The organism is Streptomyces venezuelae ATCC 10712, assembly GCF_008639165.1.
Taxonomy (GTDB): Bacteria; Actinomycetota; Actinomycetes; order Streptomycetales; family Streptomycetaceae; genus Streptomyces; species Streptomyces venezuelae.
The window spans coordinates 438377-457166 of the sequence record NZ_CP029197.1 but is presented as its reverse complement, the minus strand read 5'-3'; the positions used below and the strand labels follow the sequence as shown (position 1 = coordinate 457166).

At 74.5% G+C, this 18790-nt stretch carries 14 protein-coding genes; 6 read left to right on the top strand and 8 right to left on the bottom strand.

Features of this window, described 5'->3' with window-relative positions; translation table 11 throughout:
* Window positions 1–51 precede the first annotated feature (51 nt).
* Complete coding sequence (locus tag DEJ43_RS02050) at window positions 52–2433, top strand: ATP-binding cassette domain-containing protein (protein WP_015031632.1); 2382 nt, start codon at window positions 52–54, stop codon at window positions 2431–2433.
* A gap of 55 nt (window positions 2434–2488) precedes the next feature.
* Here the strand turns inward: DEJ43_RS02050 and DEJ43_RS02045 are convergent, their stop codons facing one another.
* Both DEJ43_RS02045 and DEJ43_RS02040 read right to left on the bottom strand, forming a co-directional pair.
* Window positions 2489–3175 (bottom strand): DUF6058 family natural product biosynthesis protein, encoded by a 687-nt coding sequence (locus DEJ43_RS02045; RefSeq protein ID WP_071891090.1) that lies wholly within the window; start codon window positions 3173–3175, stop codon window positions 2489–2491.
* 173 nt (window positions 3176–3348) lie between these two features.
* The gene (locus DEJ43_RS02040) at window positions 3349–4614 is read right to left on the bottom strand and encodes a D-alanyl-D-alanine carboxypeptidase family protein (protein WP_015031630.1); all 1266 of its coding nucleotides are present in this window, start codon (window positions 4612–4614) and stop codon (window positions 3349–3351) included.
* A gap of 332 nt (window positions 4615–4946) precedes the next feature.
* Here DEJ43_RS02040 and DEJ43_RS02035 point away from each other — a divergent pair, with 332 nt between their 5' ends.
* Together DEJ43_RS02035 and DEJ43_RS02030 are read left to right on the top strand one after the other, a co-directional pair.
* On the top strand, window positions 4947–6827 hold the full coding sequence (locus tag DEJ43_RS02035) for an NAD(P)-binding protein (RefSeq protein ID WP_041663485.1): 1881 nt from the start codon (window positions 4947–4949) through the stop codon (window positions 6825–6827).
* A gap of 184 nt (window positions 6828–7011) precedes the next feature.
* Window positions 7012–8265 carry a cytochrome P450 family protein gene (locus DEJ43_RS02030; protein WP_015031628.1) on the top strand — a complete coding sequence of 418 codons (1254 nt, stop codon included), beginning with the start codon at window positions 7012–7014 and terminating at the stop codon, window positions 8263–8265.
* A 28-nt stretch (window positions 8266–8293) separates the two neighbouring features.
* On the opposite strand, the gene DEJ43_RS02025 is transcribed toward DEJ43_RS02030, so the two are convergent.
* The 5 genes from DEJ43_RS02025 to DEJ43_RS02005 all read right to left on the bottom strand — a co-directional run bounded on the left by DEJ43_RS02025 (window position 8294) and on the right by DEJ43_RS02005 (window position 13422).
* Window positions 8294–8539, bottom strand: a complete 246-nt coding sequence (locus DEJ43_RS02025; RefSeq protein WP_015031627.1) for a hypothetical protein — start codon at window positions 8537–8539, stop codon at window positions 8294–8296.
* Between the two features lie 62 nt (window positions 8540–8601).
* The gene (locus tag DEJ43_RS02020; RefSeq protein WP_041661972.1) at window positions 8602–9078 is read right to left on the bottom strand and encodes an NUDIX hydrolase; all 477 of its coding nucleotides are present in this window, start codon (window positions 9076–9078) and stop codon (window positions 8602–8604) included.
* 122 nt (window positions 9079–9200) lie between these two features.
* Entirely contained in the window at window positions 9201–10409 is a 1209-nt protein-coding gene (locus DEJ43_RS02015; protein WP_015031625.1) for an FAD-dependent oxidoreductase, read from the bottom strand.
* The gene (locus DEJ43_RS02010) at window positions 10406–11956 is read right to left on the bottom strand and encodes an FAD-dependent oxidoreductase (RefSeq protein WP_015031624.1); all 1551 of its coding nucleotides are present in this window, start codon (window positions 11954–11956) and stop codon (window positions 10406–10408) included. Before DEJ43_RS02010 ends, DEJ43_RS02015 begins: the two co-directional genes overlap by 4 nt.
* The gene (locus DEJ43_RS02005; protein WP_015031623.1) at window positions 11953–13422 is read right to left on the bottom strand and encodes an FGGY family carbohydrate kinase; all 1470 of its coding nucleotides are present in this window, start codon (window positions 13420–13422) and stop codon (window positions 11953–11955) included. The genes DEJ43_RS02010 and DEJ43_RS02005 overlap by 4 nt, the downstream gene beginning before the upstream one ends.
* A gap of 303 nt (window positions 13423–13725) precedes the next feature.
* On the opposite strand from DEJ43_RS02005, the gene DEJ43_RS02000 reads away from it, so the two are divergent.
* Both DEJ43_RS02000 and DEJ43_RS01995 read left to right on the top strand, forming a co-directional pair.
* Window positions 13726–14700 carry a hypothetical protein gene (locus tag DEJ43_RS02000; protein WP_015031622.1) on the top strand — a complete coding sequence of 325 codons (975 nt, stop codon included), beginning with the start codon at window positions 13726–13728 and terminating at the stop codon, window positions 14698–14700.
* A gap of 73 nt (window positions 14701–14773) precedes the next feature.
* Window positions 14774–16306, top strand: a complete 1533-nt coding sequence (locus DEJ43_RS01995) for an amino acid permease (RefSeq protein WP_015031621.1) — start codon at window positions 14774–14776, stop codon at window positions 16304–16306.
* Window positions 16307–16415: 109 nt separating this feature from the next.
* Here the strand turns inward: DEJ43_RS01995 and DEJ43_RS01990 are convergent, their stop codons facing one another.
* Window positions 16416–17171, bottom strand: coding sequence for a GntR family transcriptional regulator (locus DEJ43_RS01990; RefSeq protein WP_015031620.1), 756 nt, complete (start codon window positions 17169–17171; stop codon window positions 16416–16418).
* A 185-nt stretch (window positions 17172–17356) separates the two neighbouring features.
* Here DEJ43_RS01990 and DEJ43_RS01985 point away from each other — a divergent pair, with 185 nt between their 5' ends.
* Complete coding sequence (locus DEJ43_RS01985) at window positions 17357–18697, top strand: DUF2252 domain-containing protein (RefSeq protein ID WP_015031619.1); 1341 nt, start codon at window positions 17357–17359, stop codon at window positions 18695–18697.
* Window positions 18698–18790 lie beyond the last annotated feature (93 nt).

Here is an 18790-nt window from a genome sequence, read left to right as displayed (position 1 = left end):
GACGGGTCGCCCCGGTCCGGTTTTCGGCCCCGTGCGACAGCTGGAGAGACGATGAGCAAGGCCCCCCGGGCGGACAAGCAGCCGGCACACCCGGCCGACCGGCACGACCTGATCCGGGTGCACGGTGCCCGTGAGAACAACCTGAAGGACGTCAGCATCGAGATCCCGAAGCGCCGCCTCACGGTGTTCACGGGCGTCTCCGGCTCGGGCAAGAGCTCCCTCGTCTTCGACACCATCGCCGCGGAGTCGCAGCGGCTGATCAACGAGACGTACAGCGCCTTCGTCCAGGGCTTCATGCCGACCCTGTCCCGGCCCGAGGTCGACGTCCTCGACGGCCTGACCACCGCGATCATCGTGGACCAGCAGCGGATGGGCGCCGACCCCCGGTCCACGGTCGGCACCGCCACCGACGCCAACGCCATGCTGCGCATCCTCTTCAGCCGGCTCGGCAAGCCGCACATCGGCCCGCCCAGCGCGTACGCCTTCAACGTCCCCTCGGTCTCAGCCCGGGGCGCGATCACGGTCGAGCGCGGCGACAAGAAGGCGGTCAGGGCGACGTTCAACCGCACCGGCGGCATGTGTCCGAACTGCGAGGGCCGCGGCACGGTCTCCGACATCGACCTGACCCAGCTCTACGACGACTCCAAGTCGCTCGACGAGGGCGCGCTCACCATCCCCGGCTACACGCCCGGCGGCTGGAACTACCGCCTCTACAGCGAGTCCGGCCTCGTCGACCCGGCCAAGCCGATCCGCAAGTACACCAAGAAGGAACTCCACGCCTTCCTGCACCACGAGCCCACCCGCATGAAGATCGCGGGCATCAACATGACGTACGAGGGGCTGATCCCCCGGATCCAGAAGTCGTTCCTCGCCAAGGACAAGGAGGGCATGCAGTCGCACATCCGCGCGTTCGTGGACCGGGCCGTCACGTTCACCACCTGCCCCGAGTGCGACGGCACGCGTCTCTCCGAGGGCGCCAGGTCCTCGAAGATCAAGCGGATCAGCATCGCCGACGCCTGCGCGATGCAGATCAGCGACCTGGCCGCCTGGGTCCGCGAGCTCAAGGAGCCGTCGGTGGCGCCGCTGCTCACCGCGCTCCAGCTGACCCTCGACTCGTTCGTCGAGATCGGCCTCGGCTACCTCTCCCTCGACCGGCCCGCGGGCACGCTGTCCGGCGGCGAGGCGCAGCGCGTCAAGATGATCCGGCACCTCGGCTCCTCGCTCACCGACGTCACCTACGTCTTCGACGAGCCGACGGTGGGCCTGCACCCCCATGACATCCAGCGGATGAACGAGTTGCTCCTGCAACTGCGCGACAAGGGCAACACGGTGCTCGTCGTGGAGCACAAGCCGGAGACGATCGCGATCGCCGACCACGTCGTCGACCTCGGCCCCGGCGCCGGTACGGCCGGCGGCACCGTCTGCTTCGAGGGCACGGTCGACGGGCTGCGCAAGGCCGGCACCGTCACGGGCCGTCACTTCGACGACCGGGCCTCCGTCAAGGACACCGTGCGCGAGCCCGACGGCACCCTGCAGATCCGGGGCGCGACCACCCACAACCTGCGGAACGTCGACGTCGACATCCCGCTCGGGGTCCTCACCGTCATCACCGGAGTCGCCGGTTCCGGCAAGAGCTCCCTCGTCCACGGCTCCCTCCCGCCCGGCGCGGACGTGGTGTCGATCGACCAGAGCCCGATCCGCGGCTCGCGCCGCAGCAACCCGGCGACGTACACCGGACTCCTCGACCCGATCCGCAAGGCCTTCGCGAAGGCCAACGGCGTGAAGCCCGCCCTGTTCAGCGCCAACTCCGAGGGCGCCTGCCCCACCTGCAACGGCGCGGGCGTCATCTACACCGACCTCGGGATCATGGCCGGCGTCACGTCCACCTGCGAGGACTGCGAGGGCAAGCGGTTCCAGGCCTCGGTCCTCGAATACCTCCTCGGCGGCCGGGACATCAGCGAGGTGCTCGCGATGTCCGTCACCGAGGCCGTGGAGTTCTTCGGCTCCGGCGAGGCAAGCACCCCGGCAGCCCAGCGCATCCTGGCCCGGCTCGCCGACGTCGGCCTCGGCTACCTCAGCCTCGGCCAGCCCCTCACCACCCTCTCGGGCGGTGAGCGCCAGCGGCTCAAGCTGGCCACCAACATGGCCGAGAAGGGCGGGGTGTACATCCTCGACGAGCCGACCACGGGTCTGCACCTGGCCGATGTCGAACAGCTGCTCGGGCTGCTCGACCGGCTCGTGGACTCCGGCAAGTCCGTGATCGTCGTCGAGCACCACCAGGCGGTCATGGCCCACGCCGACTGGATCATCGACCTCGGCCCCGGCGCCGGTCACGACGGCGGAACGATCGTCTTCGAGGGCACGCCCGCCGAGCTGGTGGCCGCCCGCTCCACGATCACCGGCGAGCACCTGGCGGCGTACGTGGGCGCCTGACGGCCCGCCGGACGCCGCCGGACACCCGGTGGCGGCGGCCCGGCGGTCCGTGTCCTCACACCGCCGGGCCGCCCCCGCCGCCCACGCCGTCCACGACGCCCACGTCGGCCAGGGGGAACAGGGCGCGGGGCGCGTCCACGCACAGGTCCCGCGAAGTGGGGCCGCCGAAGCGCAGCCGGTCGTACGCCGTGAACGCGGGCTCCAGGGCGTCGAGCTCGTCCACGCGCGCGTGCAGCGCCTTACGCCACTCGGGGGAGGGGTCGGCCACGGCCGGACCCTCCCCGGTCCCCGTGGGCCCGCCGGAAACCCCCGCCAGCAGTTCGGCGATCTCCGCCGTCAGCTCGTCCTTCCGCCGGATGTGCGCTGGCGTCACCGTGTGGAGACAGACGTACCGGCCGCTCAGATACGCCACCCACTCCGCCTCGCCCCGCGCCCGGTCCTCCCAGTGCCCCGTGAACCACGCGCGCAGCCGCTCGGATCCTCCCGCGGCCCCCGTCAGCGAGAACAGATCGCGCGGCACCATCTCGGCGCCGTCCGAGCGCAGATAGCCCGGCAGCGGGAGCAGCCCCTCCAGCATCAGCCGCCGGGCCCCGTCGGCGTCCCGCCCCAGCGCGGCGCACAGCTCCTCCAGGGGGACGAACTGGGCGGTGACGTACGCGTCGTCGGCCGCGGTCATCGGATGGTCGCCGTTCACCTCCCGGAACCGCTCGGCGATCCGCCCCGCAAGCGTCCGCTCCGTCATCGCACGACTCCCTCGGAAAGACCGTCCGGGACTCTCCCGCACGGTGTTCCCGCAGGCTAGGAGCCGGACCGTGCGGCGCCCGCCGAACCGTCGCCGGCACGACCCGGTCCGGCGTCTCCAGTGGCGCCGCACGACCGGCGGTCCAAGGGGCGGGCACGCCCCCGCCCGGGCGCTCAGCCCGCCCGGCGGGCGGCCCTGCGCCGCAGGGCCCAGAGCGCGAGCGCCGCCGCGCAGGCCGAGCCCACCAGGGCCAGCGGAAGCCCCGCCGAGGCACCCGAGGGCGCCGCCACGCGCGCGTCCCCGCCCGCCGCCGGCTCCGACCCGGCACGCGGCGCGGCACCCGCTGCCCGGCCGTCCCGCCCGGCGGGCCCTTCACGGGTCACCGACACGGCCCGCGCCGCCGAACCGGCCGCCTTCGTCCGTACCGGCAGCAGCGAGCCCACCGGCTGGACCCGCCCCGCCGCCGCGAAGCCCCAGTCGAGGAGGTCCCGGGCCTCCTCGTACACCGCGAGCCCGCCGCCGCCCTGCGGGTTCATCACCGACACGACCAGGGTCCGGTCCCCGCGCCGGGCCGCGGAGATCAGCGTGTTGCCCGCGTTGCTCGTGTAGCCGTTCTTGATGCCGATCAGCCCGGGGTAGCGGGCCACGCCGTCCGCACCGGTGAGCAGCCGGTTGGTGTTGGCGATGCCGTACGACCAGGAGCCCGCGGGGAAGTCCGCGTACGCCGTCGAGCAGTACTTGGTGAACGCCGGGTCCTGGAGGCCGGCCCTGCCGAACACCGCCAGGTCGTACGCCGAGGACACCTGTCCCGGCGCGTCGTACCCGTCGGGCGACACCACGTGCGTGTCCATGGCCCCGAGCGACCGCGCCTTCTCCTGCATCCGCCGGGACATCGACTCCCAGCCGCCGTTCATGGCCGCCAGGACGTGCACCGCGTCGTTCCCCGAGCTCAGGAACACCCCGTTCCACAGGTCGGAGACCTTGTACGTGTACCCCTCCTTGACCCCGACCAGGCTGCTGCCGTCGCCGATCCCGGTCAGCTCGGAATCGGCCACGGTGTGCTGGGCGGACGGCTCCTGGTAGGGGAGCGCGGTGAGGGCGAACAGCGCCTTGAGGGTGCTGGCCGGCGGCAGCTTCCGGTGCGCGTTCCGCGCGGCGAGCACCTCTCCCGATGAGGCGTCCGCCACCACCCAGGAGAGCGCGGAGACCTCGGGCACGCCGGGCGCGCCCGGCAGCGGCTGCACCTGGGTCCCCTTCCGGTTCAGCCGGGCCGGGTCGACGTACTGCCGGACGGGCGGCGTGGGCTCCCGGAACGCCGCGGCCGAGGCGACCGTCGGGGCGGAGGTGACAGGAGACGCCGTGGCCGCCGGAACGGGCAGCACGAACAGCACCGCCGCGCTACCGGCGGCGGCATGACGAACAGCTGACGTGACGATCATTCAGCCACCGTAGGAAGGAGGCGGGGCACGCGCAGATCGGAGTGCGCCGACCGGCGTAGCGGACGTGGCGTACGGCGGCGCGTCGTGAGCCCGCCCGGGTGTACGGGCCTCCCGGGCCCGCTGTCGGTGGCGCAGGGCATGCTGGTGACGTGCCCTCACACCCGTACCAGAGCAACGCCGTTCCGGCCGAGACCACCGGCGCGCGTCCCGCCGAGCCGACCGCCCGGCCCCTGCCCGGCCCAGCGAGGCCCCCGGGGACCGCCGCCGGCGGCCCCTTCGGCGCGCCCGCCTTCCGGACCGACCGGCAGTCGCGCCAGGCACCCGCCGGGCACATGATCGTCTGCGGGGACGACGCCCTCGCCCACCGCCTCGCGAGCGAACTGCACGAGGTCTACGGGGAGCGGGTCACCCTGCTCGTACCGGTACCGCCCGACGCCCCGAGCACCCCCACCGCCCGCACGGGCCGCGCGCTCGCCCTCTTCGGCCGGGTCACGGCCGCCGTCACCCGCACGAGCCCCGCACCGGCCGCCCCCACGGGGGCCGACCCGGACGGCGGCGAGACCACCGGCACCCTGCGCGTCGTCCACACCGCCGAAGCAGACGACCGGGCGCTCGGCGACGCCGGCGTGGAGCGGGCCGCCGCGCTCGCCCTCGTCCACGAGGACGACGAGACCAACATCCGGGCCGCGCTCACCGCCCGCCGCCTCAACCCCCGGCTCCGCCTGGTCATCCGGCTCTACAACCGCAAGCTCGGCCAGCACCTCGAAACCCTCCTCGACCAGGCCGCCGCCGTCGCCGAACCCGGCCTCGACCCCGAGAAGCTCGACGCCGCCACCACCGTCCTCTCCGACATCGACACCGCGGCCCCCGGCCTCGCCGCGGCCGCCGTCGCCGGCACCAGCAAGGTGGTCCAGGCGGGCGGCCTGCTCCTGCACGCCGTGGAGCGGCTGCCCGCCGCGGGCGAGGCCCCCGACCCCCGCCGGTGCACCCTCGCCCTGCTCTCCGCCACCGCCGGCGACCCGGCGGGCTGCGAGGGCTCCGAGAGCAGCGGCGAGGCCGGCCCCCAACTGCTGCCCGACGACCGGACGGTGGCCGCCGCCACCGGTCGTGCCGCCCTCACCCTCGAAGCGGTCACCGCCGCGGGGCCCGCCCAGTCCCCGGCCCGCCTCGCCGCCTCCGCGCTGCCCGTCGCCTCGCTCTTCTCCCGCCGACTGCGCTGGTCCCTCACCGGCGCGGCCGCCGCCGTCCTCGCGCTCGCCCTCGCCTCCACCCTCACCACCGGCGACCACCCGCTGCACGCCGCCTATCTGACGCTCCTCGACATCTTCGCCATCGGCGACCCGGCACTCGGCGAGTCGACCAGCCGCCAGGTCATCCAGATCCTCGCCGGCTTCGTGGGACTGCTGCTCCTGCCGGTGATCGTCGCCGCCGTCATCGAAGGCCTCGGCACCTTCCGCACCGCCACCACCCTGCGCCGCCCGCCGCGCGGCCTCTCCGGACACGTCGTCCTCCTCGGCCTCGGCAAGGTCGGCACCCGCGTCCTCGCCCGGCTCCGCCGGCTGAACATCCCCGTGGTGTGCGTCGAGTCCGACCCCGAGGCCCGGGGGGTCGCCGTCGCCCGCCGGCTGCGGGTCCCCACCGTCATCGGCGACGTCACCGAGGAAGGCGTCCTGGAAGCCGCCCGGATCCACCGAGCCCACGCCCTCCTCGCCCTCACCAGCGTCGACATCACCAACCTGGAGGCGGCGCTCTCCGCCCGCGCGGTCTCCCCCGATCTGCGGGTCGTGCTGCGCCTGTTCGACGACGACTTCGCCACCGCCGTGTTCCGCACCCTGCGCACCGCCCACCCCGCGGCCCTCACCCGCAGCCGCAGCGTCTCCTACCTCGCCGCGCCCGCCTTCGCGGGCGCGATGCTCGGCCGTCAGGTCCTCGGCGCCGTCCCGGTCGAGCGCCGGGTGCTGCTCTTCGCCGCCGTGGACGTCGCGGACCATCCGCTCCTGGACGGCCGGACCGTCAGGGAGGCGTTCCACGCGGGGAAGTGGCGGGTGATCGCCCTGGACGGCAGCGCCGGCACGACGGGCCGCGAAGGCTGGCGCCTGGACCCGGACCGCACCCTGAAACCGAGCGACCGCGTGGTGGTGGCCGCCACCCGCCGCGGCCTGGCCGAACTCCTGGGCCGCGGAGCCCGGACACCCACGGCCGACGGCGACTGACCAACACCCCACCGCCCGGCGCGCGTCCGACCCTTGACCGTGCCCGGAAAGTCCCGCCTGGCCCGCGGGCAGACGGCGCTACTTTCCGGGCACAGCCTTGCCCCGTCCCCTCGCGCCCCGCACTGTGGGGGAGTCGTACCGCCCGGACCTCGCCACCGGCTCGTCCTGTCGTCAGGAGCCCTCAGTGAACGCACCGAAGAGCACCGCCCCCGGCCGCCGCGCGCCCCACCGCCTCGACCCCACCGGCCCCTGCCCGCACGCCGTCAACGCCCGCCTCCTCGCGGAGGGCGCCGTCACCCCCGTACTCCTCCCCGGCGACATCGACGGCATGGCCGTCCTCGGCCACGACGCCCTCCGTGACTTCCTCTCCCACCCCGACGTCGCCAAGGGCCCCCAGCACTTCACCGCCCTCTCCGAGGGCCGAATACCCGACGGCTGGCCCCTGCGCACCTTCGCCACCCTCCCGGGCATGATGACCGCCGACGGCGCCGACCACCGCCGTCTGCGCGCCCTGGTGAGCAGCGCCTTCACCGCCCGCCGGGTGGAGGAACTGCGCCCCCGCGTCGCGACGGTCGCCGCCGGACTCCTCGACGGACTCGCCGAGGCCGCCGAACGGGGCGACGGCGTCGCGGACCTCCGCCGCCACTACGCCCTCCCGCTGCCGCTCGGCGTCATCTGCGAACTCCTCGGCGTCGACCGGGCCCACCAGGACCGGCTGCACGAGCTCTCCGCGCTGGTCGTCGCGACCGACATCGGGCCCGACCGCGCCGTCGCCGTCAACCGCGAGCTCCTCGAACTCCTCACCGCCATCGCCGCCGCCAAGGCCGCCGATCCGCGCGACGACCTCACCAGCGCGCTCATCGCGGCCCGCGACGAGGACGGCGACCGGCTCGGCCCGCACGAGCTGATCGGCACCCTGCTCCTGCTGATCGTCGCCGGCCACGAGACCACCCTGAACCTGGTGACCAACGCCGTGCGGGCGCTCTGCTCCCACCGCGACCAACTCGCCCTGGTCCTCGACGGCCGGGCGAGCTGGTCGGACGTGGTGGAGGAGACGCTCCGCTGGGACAGCCCGGTCAGCTACTTCCCGTTCCGCTATCCCACCCGGGACCTCACCGTCGACGGCACCCTCATCCCCCGGGGCACCCCCGTCCTCGCCGGCTATGCGGCGGCGGGCCGGGACACCAAGGCCCACGGCCCGGACGCCGACCGCTTCGACCTCACGCGTACGGCGACGGTGAAGCACCTGTCACTCGGCCACGGCCCGCACTACTGCCTGGGCGCCCCGCTCGCCCGGATGGAGGCGGCCGTCGCCCTGGAGACGCTGTTCACCCGCTTCCCCGGCCTGGACCTGGCCGTCCCGGAGTCCGAGTTGCCCCGGCACTCCGGGTTCGTCGGCAACAGCGTCCGGACGCTCCCGGTCCGGCCCGGCGGCTGACGGCCCCTCCCCTCGTGGCCGCGCCGCCTCAGCCGGTGCGCCCCCACGCGGTCGCCGGGGAGGCGCGCAGGGAGGAGACGAGCCGCAGCAGCCGGTCCTCGTTCCCCGCGAGGCCGGCGGCGCGGAGCGCCTCGTCGGCCTCGGCCATCGGGTGCGTGAGCATCACCCCGGCGTACGGGGCGAGCTGTGGATCGGTCAGCACGGCCTGGGTGGACTCGAGCAATCGCAGGTACGCCTGGGCGGCCGCGCGCTCTCGGGCGGTGATCGTGGTCATGTCGGGCTCCCTCTCGACAGTTCGGCGCTCACCACCCTCTCGCACGGGTCTGACAATCGCCCTCAGCCCTGCCCGTCGAGCCGCGCCTCCAGCCGTTCGAGGAAGACCCGCTGACCCTCGACGAGCAGCGGACGGGCCGCCTCCGGGCTGAACCAGTCCACCCGGTCGATCTCGGGGAACTCCCCCTGGACGCCCGACCGGGGCGGCCACTCCATGGTGAAGGTGCCGGGCACGATCCGGTCGGGGTCGAGGTCGCCCTCGACCGCCCAGACGGTGACGAGCTTCCCGTTGCGCTGCCGGGACTCGCCGAGGTCCCACCACTCGCCCTCGGGGGCCGGAAGTCCCAGCTCCTCCTGGAACTCGCGGCTCGCGGCGGCCTCCGGGGTCTCGTCCGGCTCGTACTCCCCCTTGGGGATCGACCAGGCCGACTGTTCGCGGGAGGCCCAGAAGGGCCCGCCCATATGGCCGATGAGGACCTCGACGCCGCCCGCGGTGGTACGGCGGAAGACCAGAAGACCCGCGCTGCGTTTGTCCGGCATGCCGACCAGTGTGGCCGAAGGCCCCGGCCCCCGCAGCCGCGCACGCCACGCCTCCGTACGCCCCACCCGTACGCCGCGCCGAGCCGCGTACGCCGCTTCGCGTACGCCCGCGCCCCCGCGCGTCATTCCTCGGCGGCGCTGATCACCACCGGCCCGCCCCCGAGGTCGGCTCCGCGCGTCCAGTGGGGGAGGAGCCGTACCGAACGCCAGGGGACGAGCGTGGCGCCGAGCCGCTCCCGGCGCAGCGGGGCCCCGTCCTGGGTGAGCGTCAGGACCGGCCGGTGCAGGCGGCGCTCCGCCCGTACGAGGAGGGCCGGGGCCTGCGGGCCGAGGAGCCCGGGCGTCACCCACCGCAGCGGACCCGCCGTCACCACCGGCACCCCACCGCTCGGCCAGGGCCGTCCGGCGAGCCGGTCCAGCACCGCGGCCACCACCGCGCGCCCCTCGCCGGCGGCCACGGGCGCGGGTTCCCCGCCGTGCAGCAGGTTGCCGACCGCGAAGACCCCCGGCTCGGCGGTGCGGAAGGAGCCGTCCGTCACCGGCCCCAGGGTGCCCGGGGCGAGCGGCAGCCCGCCGGCCCGGGCCAGTTCGTGGTCCGGGATCCAGTCGCCGGTGAAGACCACCGTGTCGCAGCGGAGCACGGCCGTGCGGCGGTCCTCGCCCCGCACGGCGACGCCGGTCAGCCGGCCGCGCCCGAGCAGCTCCGTCACGACCGTGCCGGAGAGCACCGGAACGGAGCCGAAGGGGGCCCGCCTGGCCGGGAGTTCGGCGACGACGGCCGCCACCTCCACCCCGGCCGCGCGCAGCGTCCGCACCGCGCCGAGGGCCACGGGGTCCCCGCCGACGACCACCGCCCGGCGCCCGAGGTGCTCCGCCGGTGCGGCGAACCGCAGGACGAGCTGCTGGAGTTCGCCCGTGGTGAGCACTCCGGCCGGGCGTGAACCGGGTACGAGCCGGGCGCTGCGGGGCCGTTCGCGGGCTCCGGTCGCGAGGACCACCGCCCGGGCCCGGACGCGTTCGAGGCCGGTCGGGGCGGTGACGTCGAGGGTCAGCGGCCCGGCCCAGCCGGTCGCCGACGCCCCGGTCCGCACGGTGGCCCCGGCCCGCAGCGCCGCCCGAACGGCGCGCCGCGCGAAGGCGGGGCCGTCCAGGGGCCGGCCCCGGCTGTCCGCCCCGAAACCCGGCCGGGCGCAGTGCCGGGGGACTCCGCCCGCGGTCCGTTCCCGTTCCAGGACCTCGACGCGGCCCGCGCCGCCCGCCGCGAGCCGGGCGGCCGCGGCGAGCCCGGCGGGTCCGGCGCCCACCACGAGGACGTCGACCGTGCGGTTCACCGGGCGCCCTCCCCGTACTCCCGGTACTCCTCGAACAGGGCCCGTACCTCCGCGCCGCAGTAGTGGCCCTGGCAGCGGCCGCCACGGGCCCGGGTCCTGCGCCGCAGGCCGTCGAGGCCGCCGGGCGGGATCGTCGAGGTGAGGGCGGCGCGGATCTCGCCCCGGGTGACCCGCTCGCAGTGGCAGACGACCGACCCGTACTCGGCGTCGCCCGCGATGAGCCGGGCGTCCCGGTAGGGACGGGGGAAGGCCTCGCCGAGGTTGGGCATCCGCAGGGCGGCGAGCGGGCGTTCGGGTCCGGGGTCGAGGCCGCAGTCGGCGAGCAGCCCCAGGACGTGCTCGGCGATGGCCAGGGAGGCGGTGAGCCCGGTGGAGCGGATGCCGCCCACCGTGACGTACCGGAGCGCCGGGTGCGCGGCGATCCGGTAGTCCTCCTGACCAGTGGCGGCCCGCAGCCCCGCGTACACGGCCGTGACCTCCTCGTCGAGCAGCGCGGGCAGGATCCGGCCGCCCTGCTCGCGGAGCCCGGCGAGCCCCTCGGCGGTCGTGCCGGTGGCGGTCTTGTCGTCGAGGTCCTCGGCGGTGGGGCCGAGCATCACGTTCCCGTACACGGTCGGTGCGATGAGCACCCCCTTGCCCAGCGGGCCCGGCACGGGCAGCAGGATGTGCCGGACCAGGTCGCGGGCGAACTTGTCGAAGACGAGCAGCTGGCCCCGGCGCGGGGTGACGGTGAAGTCCTCGCGGCCGACCAGCGCGTCGACGGCGTCGGCGTACAGCCCGCAGGCGTTGACGAGATGGCGGGTGCGCAGCACTCCGCGCCGGGTGACGATCCGGTGGTACGGGTCACCCGTGCGCACCTTCTCCACCCGGCAGCCGAGGTGCAGGTCGACACCGGAGCGGACGGCCTGCGTGGCGTACGCGAGGGTCGTCGTCCAGGGGCAGATCACCGATTCGCCGGGAACCTGGAGGGCGGCGAGCGCGCCGGGGCCCAAGTGGGGTTCCCGCGCCCGGAGTTCATCGGCGTCGAGCAGGCGCGTGGTGCGGTGTCCGTTGCGTTCGGCCTTCTCCGCCAAGCGGGGGAGGGCGGTGCGCTGCTGCTCGTCCCAGGCCACCAGGAGGGCGCCCACCGGCTCGACGGGGATGCCGGTCCGGCGGGCGTAGCCGGCGAGCAGCCGGTGTCCCTCGCGGACGAGCCGCGCTTCGAGCGTCCCCGGCGCGGCGTCGAAACCGGTGTGCAGGATCGCGGTGTTGGCCTTGGAGGTGCCGTCCCCGACGTCGTTCGCGGCCTCCACGAGCGCCACGCGGAGCGGGTGGCGGGCGAGCGCGCGGGCGATCGCCGAGCCGACCACCCCGGCGCCGACGACCACCACGTCGTACGCCGCGTCCGGTCCGGTGGGGAGCGGACCCCGGCGGGTGACGTCCCCGTGCGGCGCGCCCGCGCCGGGCACGCCGGTCCCGTTCAGGCGGGGCGCGCCGGGCCCGTTCCCGCGAGGCGCGCCGGTCCCGTTCACGCCCTCGCCGGGCAGGCGCGTCCCCGGCACGGTCATGCCGCGCCGGTGGCGGAGCCGCCGTCGGTCCCCGACCGGTCGACGAGCGCCGCCACCTCCGCGCGGAACCGGGCGAGCCGCGCCGCGGCCTCCTCGCCCGAGACGCGCGGTTCGTACACGGCCGACGGCTTCCACTCCGGCACGGCCTCGCGGAGGCTGAGCCCGGGTTCATGGCCGAGCCGGGCCACCGCGCCCACGCCGAGCGCCGTCGCGTCGGGCAACGAGGCCACTTCGACGGGGAGTTGCAGGAGGTCCGCCTGGGTCTGCATGAGCAGCGCCGACCGGGTGAGGCCGCCGTCGGTGCGCAGCGAGGTCAGCGGCGCCCCCCGGTCGGCCGCGACGGCCGAGGCGAGCTCCACGACCTGGGCGGCGATGCCCTCGCAGAGGGCGCGGACCAGATGGCCCGGGGTGGTGTCCAGGCCGAGTCCGGTGAGGGAGCCGCGGACGTCGCCCCGCCACCAGGGCGCGGCGAGTCCCGCGAGCGCGGGCACGAAGGTGACCCCGCCGGCGTCCGGGACGCCGCCGCCGACCGGGTCGATCTCCCGGGCCCCGGCGATGACGCCGAGGTCGGTGAGCCAGCGCACGGCCGAGGCGACCGTGTACACCTGGCCGTCGAGGCAATGGGCGGCCCGTCCGCCGAGCCGCCAGGCGACACAGCTGACCAGGCCCGACGTGGCGCGCCGGGGCTCGGGGCCGGTCTGGGCGAGGAGGAAGGCCCCGGTGCCGTAGGTGCATTTGGCGGCGGCCGGGTCGTCGGCGCTCTGGGTGAGGAGGGCGGCCTGCTGGTCCACCAGGAGCCCGGTGAGGGGCAGCGGCGGGCCGAACGCGGTCGTGGTGCCGACGGGCGTGTCGCAGTCGACGACCCGGGGGAGGCGTTCGCCGCCCAGGCCGTACAGGTCCAGCGCCTCCTGTGACCAGGCGAGCGTGTCGAGGTCGAGGAGCCCGGTCCGGCCGGCGGTGGCCGTGTCGGTGACGAAGGCGCCCGTGAGCCGGTGGACGAGCCAGGCGTCGCTCGTGGTGACGACGCCGGCGCCGGTGGCGTGGCGACGGATCCAGGCCATCTTGGGAGCGGCGAAGTAGGGGTCGAGGGGGAGGCCGGTGAGCCGTCTCAAGTGCTCGGCATGGGCGTCGAGTTCGGCGCAGAGGGGGGCCGAGCGGCGGTCCTGCCACACCAGCGCGTCGGTGAGCGGGTCGCCGGTGGCGGGGTCCCAGGCGAGGACGGTCTCGCCCTGGTTGGCGAGCCCCACGGCGACGACCGGGGTGCCGGCCTCCGCGAGCGCCGCGCGCCCGGCGGCGACCACGGAGTCGTACAGCTCACGCGGGTCGACCTCGACCAGGCCGCCGGGCAGGTAGCGGGGCCGCACCGGGGCCGTACCGCTGCCGATGACCCCGCGGTCCGGGCAGAGGACGAGGGCTTTGGTGCCCGAGGTGCCCTGGTCGACGGCGAGTACCGGGCCGCCCGTCATCGTGCCGCTCCTGTCCCTGGACCGCTCGGTGATCATCCGATCACCGAAAAGGGTCAGGGTGCCGTCGTCGCGGGCCCGCGTCAACCCCTGGCGGGGGACCCCGTCAGGTTCCGCCGGACATCCTGACAGTAAGTCAATTTCAGTCGCTGTCTGAATAGTTACTGTCAGGAAAGAAAGTGGACCGGTCACATCCAGAGCCCTCTATAGTGATCGCCGATCAACGGCCGGGACGCCCGCCGGGGGACTGACCACCCCCTCCATCCACCGAGGACCCATGTCATCCACACCACGCCCCACCCCCTGATGGCCGGACACGGCTTCCGCCCCGTCTACCATCCCGCGGGCCACGACCACGCCCTGCGCAACGCCGTCCAGGACCTGCGCACGGGGCGTTGGGTCGCCATGGCCAGGCTCCTCGACGAGACCTCGGACTGGGACGGGTGGACCCGGCGCACCCAGGTCCTGGCCGCCGTCGCCGCCGGCACCGACGTCGTCCACATCTGGCGGACCGAACAGCCCGGGAGCCTCGCCGCGACCGTGATGCACAGCAGGGTCGCCGTCGAGCGGGCCGTACGCGCCCACCGTGCCGGCCACCCCCGCACCCGGGACCTGTGGCACGAGGCCTGGACCGCCTGCCGGGAGGCCGCCGACCTGGCCCCCGACGACCCCGTGCCCTGGGTGGGGCTGATCGCCCTCGCCGCCCTCGACGGCCGCCAGCGCATGGCCGAGCACCGGCTCGCCCCGCCCGCCCCCATGCTGCCGCCCGGCCCCTGGGGCCTGCTCGCCGAGGCCGAGAAGCGCGACCCGCACAACCGCGAGGCGCACCACCGCATGCTGCAGTTCGTGTACGCCCGACGCCCCGGACCGCTCTCCGAGGCCGTCAACTACTCCCACTGGGCCGCCTCTTCCGCCCCCGTGGGCTCCGCCCTGCACGCCCTCCCGCTCTACGTGCGCGTCGAGCGCTACCGGCGCGAGCGCGGCCAGGAGCGCGCCCTCGACCTGCACTGGGTCGCCGAGGACGCCGTACGCGACGCCCAGCGGGCCCTCGACACCTGGTTCCTCTTCTGCGCCACCGACGAGGCCTCGGTGCTCGACCTCAACCACCTGGCGCACGCCCTCTTCGGGGCCCTCCGCTTCACCGACGCGGCCCGCGTCTTCGAAGCCCTCGGGCCGTACTACACGACCCTGCCGTGGGCGTACCGGACCCCGCACCCGGAGGACCGCGTGCTCGCCGAAGAGGTCTTCGTCCGCGCCCGGGCCCGCTGCCTCAGCGGCTGATCCCCCCCCCGCACGCACCCTGGCCCCGCTCGCCCCCCGGTCCCGATCACCCCCCGTCCCCCCGGAGGAACCCATGTCCCGCACCGCCGCCCCCACCGACGCGCCACGCACACCACTCCCGGCCCAGGACGAGGAGGCACGGCTCAGAGAACTGGGCTACCAGCCCGTCCTCGCCCGCCGGATGGGCGGCTTCGGCAACTTCGCCATCAGCTTCTCGGTGATCTCCATCCTCTCCGGATGCATGACCCTGTACGGCTTCGGCATGGGCACCGGCGGCCCCGCCGTCATGCTGTGGGGCTGGGCCGGCGTCGGCCTCTTCGTCCTGTGCGTGGGCCTCGCCCTCGCCGAGGTCACCAGCGCCTACCCGACCTCCGGCGCCCTCTACTACATGGCCGACCGGCTCGGCGGCCGCCGCTGGGGCTGGTACACCGGCTGGCTCAACCTGCTCGGACTGCTCGGCGCGATCGCCGGCATCGACTACGGAGCCGCGCTCTTCACCGGTGCCTTCCTCAACCTCCAGTGGGGCTTCGAACCCACCGCGGGCTCCACCTTCCTGATCTTCCTGGCGATCCTGCTGCTGCACGCCGTCCTCAACCTCTTCGGCGTCCGCCTGGTCAGCGTGCTCAACTCGATCAGCGTCTGGTGGCACCTCGCGGGCGTGGCGGTCATCGTCGGCGCCCTGGCGTTCATACCCGACCGGCACCAGTCCGCCGAGTTCGTCTTCACCGAGTTCGTCAACGACACGGGCTGGGCCAACCCCTTCTACGTCGCCGCGATCGGCCTGCTCCTCGCCCAGTACACCTTCTCCGGCTACGACGCCTCGGCCCACCTCTCCGAAGAGACCTCCAACGCCTCCGTCGCCGCCGCCAAGGGCATCGTGCGGGCCATCTGGGTCTCCTGGATCGCCGGTTTCGCCCTGCTCGCCGGACTGAGCTTCGCCATCCAGGACTACGCCGCCACACAGAACAGCGCCACCGGCGTCCCGCCCGCCCAGATCCTCCTCGACGCGCTCGGCTCCGGCGGCGCCACCGCCCTGCTCCTCGTCGTCATCGTCGCCCAGCTCTTCTGCGGCAACGCCGAGGTCGCCGCCGCCAGCCGCATGGTCTTCGCCTTCAGCCGCGACAACGCCCTGCCCGGCTCCGCGATCTGGCGGAAGGTCAGCGGCCGCACCCAGACCCCCGTCCCGGCCGTCTGGCTCGCCGTGACCGTCGCCGCGCTGCTCGCCGTGCCCTCGCTCTACTCGGCCACCGCGTACGGCGCGGTCACCGCGATCAACGTCATCGGCATCACGCCCGCCTACGCCATCCCGATCTACCTGAGGCTGCGCGCCGGGAACCGCTTCACCCCCGGACCGTGGAGCCTCGGTCGCTGGAGCAAGCCGATCGGCTGGATCGCCGTCGTGTGGGTGGCGATCGTGACCGTACTGTTCTGCCTGCCGCAGAAGTCCCCTGTGACGGTCGACACCATGAACTACGCGGTGATCGCGCTCGCCGTGGTGCTCCTCCTGGCCAGCGTCTGGTGGTACGTCGCCCGCCGCTCGTACGGCACGCCGACGGCGTACGGCACGGCCCGCGAGGAGGCGGAGATCGCCGAGGGCATCGTCTGACGCGGCCCGGGGCGCAGCGGGGCCGCGCAGAGCCCCCCGCCCCGACCCGCGATCGCCGAGGGCCCGGCTCCTGTCCCCGTACCGGACAGGAACCGGGCCCCGGCCCTTCTCAGACGCTGAACTCGTACGTCCAGGCGGCGGACCGGGCCGAGAAGTCGATGTCCGTGATCTCCAGGGCGTGCCCGTGCTGATCGCTCACCACCCGGTGGACGAGCAGCCGGGCCGCACCGCCGGCCGTCGTCGTGGTCGGGTCGGGCGGGACGCCGACCGACTCCCGGTGCGTGACCCGCAGCCCCGCCTGGTGCATCCAGTGGTAGAGCAGCCGGAGGTCGGGCTGCTGACGGCAGTCCCGGCCCCGCCGGTAGCGGGCCAGCTGAGGGATCTCGGTGACGGCGGGCCGGGAGAACCAGGACACCGCCCGCTGCAGGGCCACTCCCTTCGGCTCGAACACCACGTGCCGGTGCACGAGGGTCGGCTCGCCCGGCGCGAGCAGCAGCCGGGGCGCCAGCGGTGTCGGCGGCGGCTCCCACGTCAGCGAGGCCCGTACCAGCGCCTCGGCGGCGCGGGGGCCGCCGGGGAAGGTGGGCCGACGGGCCGTCAGAGCCGGTGTCACGGGCTCGCCCCCGGTCTCGGCGGCGGCGAAGGTGCCGCGCCGGTCGGTGACCACGAGCCGTTCGTCCCGCAGGAGTTGGAGTGCGCTGCGGACCGTCTGACGGTTGACGTGGTACCGCTGGGACAGGGATCGTTCCGAAGGGAGCCGGCTGCCGGGGGAGATGCGCCGGTGGGCGAGGTCCTCGCGCAACGCGGCGGCGACCCGCAGATAGAGCGGCGCGTCCGCCGTCGCCTCGGAATCGGGCTCGGCCATGATCAGACCCTCTCTTCGCTCAGCGTGACCGCTTGGGCCGGGTGGGTGATCAATTCCTATCATTGGTCTAAACCATTTTGCTAGAGCGGTCCGGCAGAGTGGCCGAAACGAGCGAGGCACCTTGTAATGAGGGAGCAGGTGACAGGGGGCGGGACCACGGCTGCGGAAAGGTCGGGTGAGGCCGGATGACGACACCGTCGGAGCGTGCCGCACGGGGCAAGGCCGCCCGCAAGCGGGTCTCCCGCTCCTCCCACGGCCGCTGGATACCCAGTTCCCAGCGCCCCGACCCCGTCGACGTGCTGGAACGCCAGGCCGTCGACCGGCTGCCCGACCTCGTCCCGCTCCGCTACGGCCGCATGGCCGTCTCCCCCTTCGCCTTCCTGCGCGGCGCCGCGGCCGTCATGGCCGCCGACCTCGCCGCCCAGCGGCACACCGGCCTCACCGTCCAGCTCTGCGGAGACGCCCACCTGCTCAACTTCGGGGTGTACGCCTCACCCGAACGGGCGCTCCTCTTCGACGTGAACGACTTCGACGAGACCCACCCCGGCCCCTTCGAATGGGACGTGAAGCGACTCGCCGCGAGCGTCGCCGTCGCCGCCCTCCAGAACGGCAGCACCAAGGCCAAGGCCCACCGGGCGGCCCTCGTCGCCGTCGAGTCGTACCGCAGCACCGTCAGGCGCCTCGCGGGCCTCGGGGAGCTCGCCGTCTGGTACGAGCGGATCTCCGCCGACGACCTCATCGCGCTGGTCCACCGCGACGACCGTGCCCGCCTCCTGAACCGGCTCTCCCGCGCCCGCCGCCGCACCAGCCTCCAGGCCCTCGGCAAACTCACCGAGACCGACGCGAGCGGCGCCCGGCACATCGTCGACGACCCGCCGCTCCTCGAACGGACCACCGACCTCGACCGGGTCACCTTCGGCAAGATCTTCAGCGACTACCGCAGCTCGCTCGCCGAGGAACGACGGGTCCTCCTCGACCGCTACCGCTACCTCGACGCCGCCCGCAAGGTCGTCGGCGTCGGCAGCGTCGGCACCCGCTGCTTCGTCCTGCTGCTCGAAGGCCGCGACGACGGGGACCCGCTGATCCTCCAGATCAAGGAGGCCGGCCCCTCCGTCCTCGAGCCGTACCTGGCCCCCAGCGCGTACAGCCACCAGGGGCGCAGGGTCGTCTGCGGCCAACGCCTCACCCAGGCCGCGAGCGACATCTTCCTCGGCTGGATGACCGGGCCCGAACAACGCCACTTCTACTGGCGCCAACTGCGCGACATGAAGGGCTCGGCCGAGGTGGAGACGATGACGCCGACCCTACTGCGCGACTACGCGCGCCTGTGCGGACGAGCCCTGGCCCGCGCCCACGCCCGCTCCGGCGACCGAATCGCCATCGCGGGCTACCTCGGCGGATCGGACGTCTTCGACCGCGCTGTCGCGGACTTCGCCCTGGCCTACGCACGCCAGAACGCCGACGACTACGCGGCACTCGGAGCGGCGATAGCCGCGGGGACGGTGGCGGCGGCCCCTGGAGCGTGAACGGCCCGGGGGCGGCCGCGCCCCGTGAACGGCCCCGGGGCAGCCGCGCCCCCGGGGCCGTTACGGCCCCGAGGGCAGCCGCGACGCTCGGGC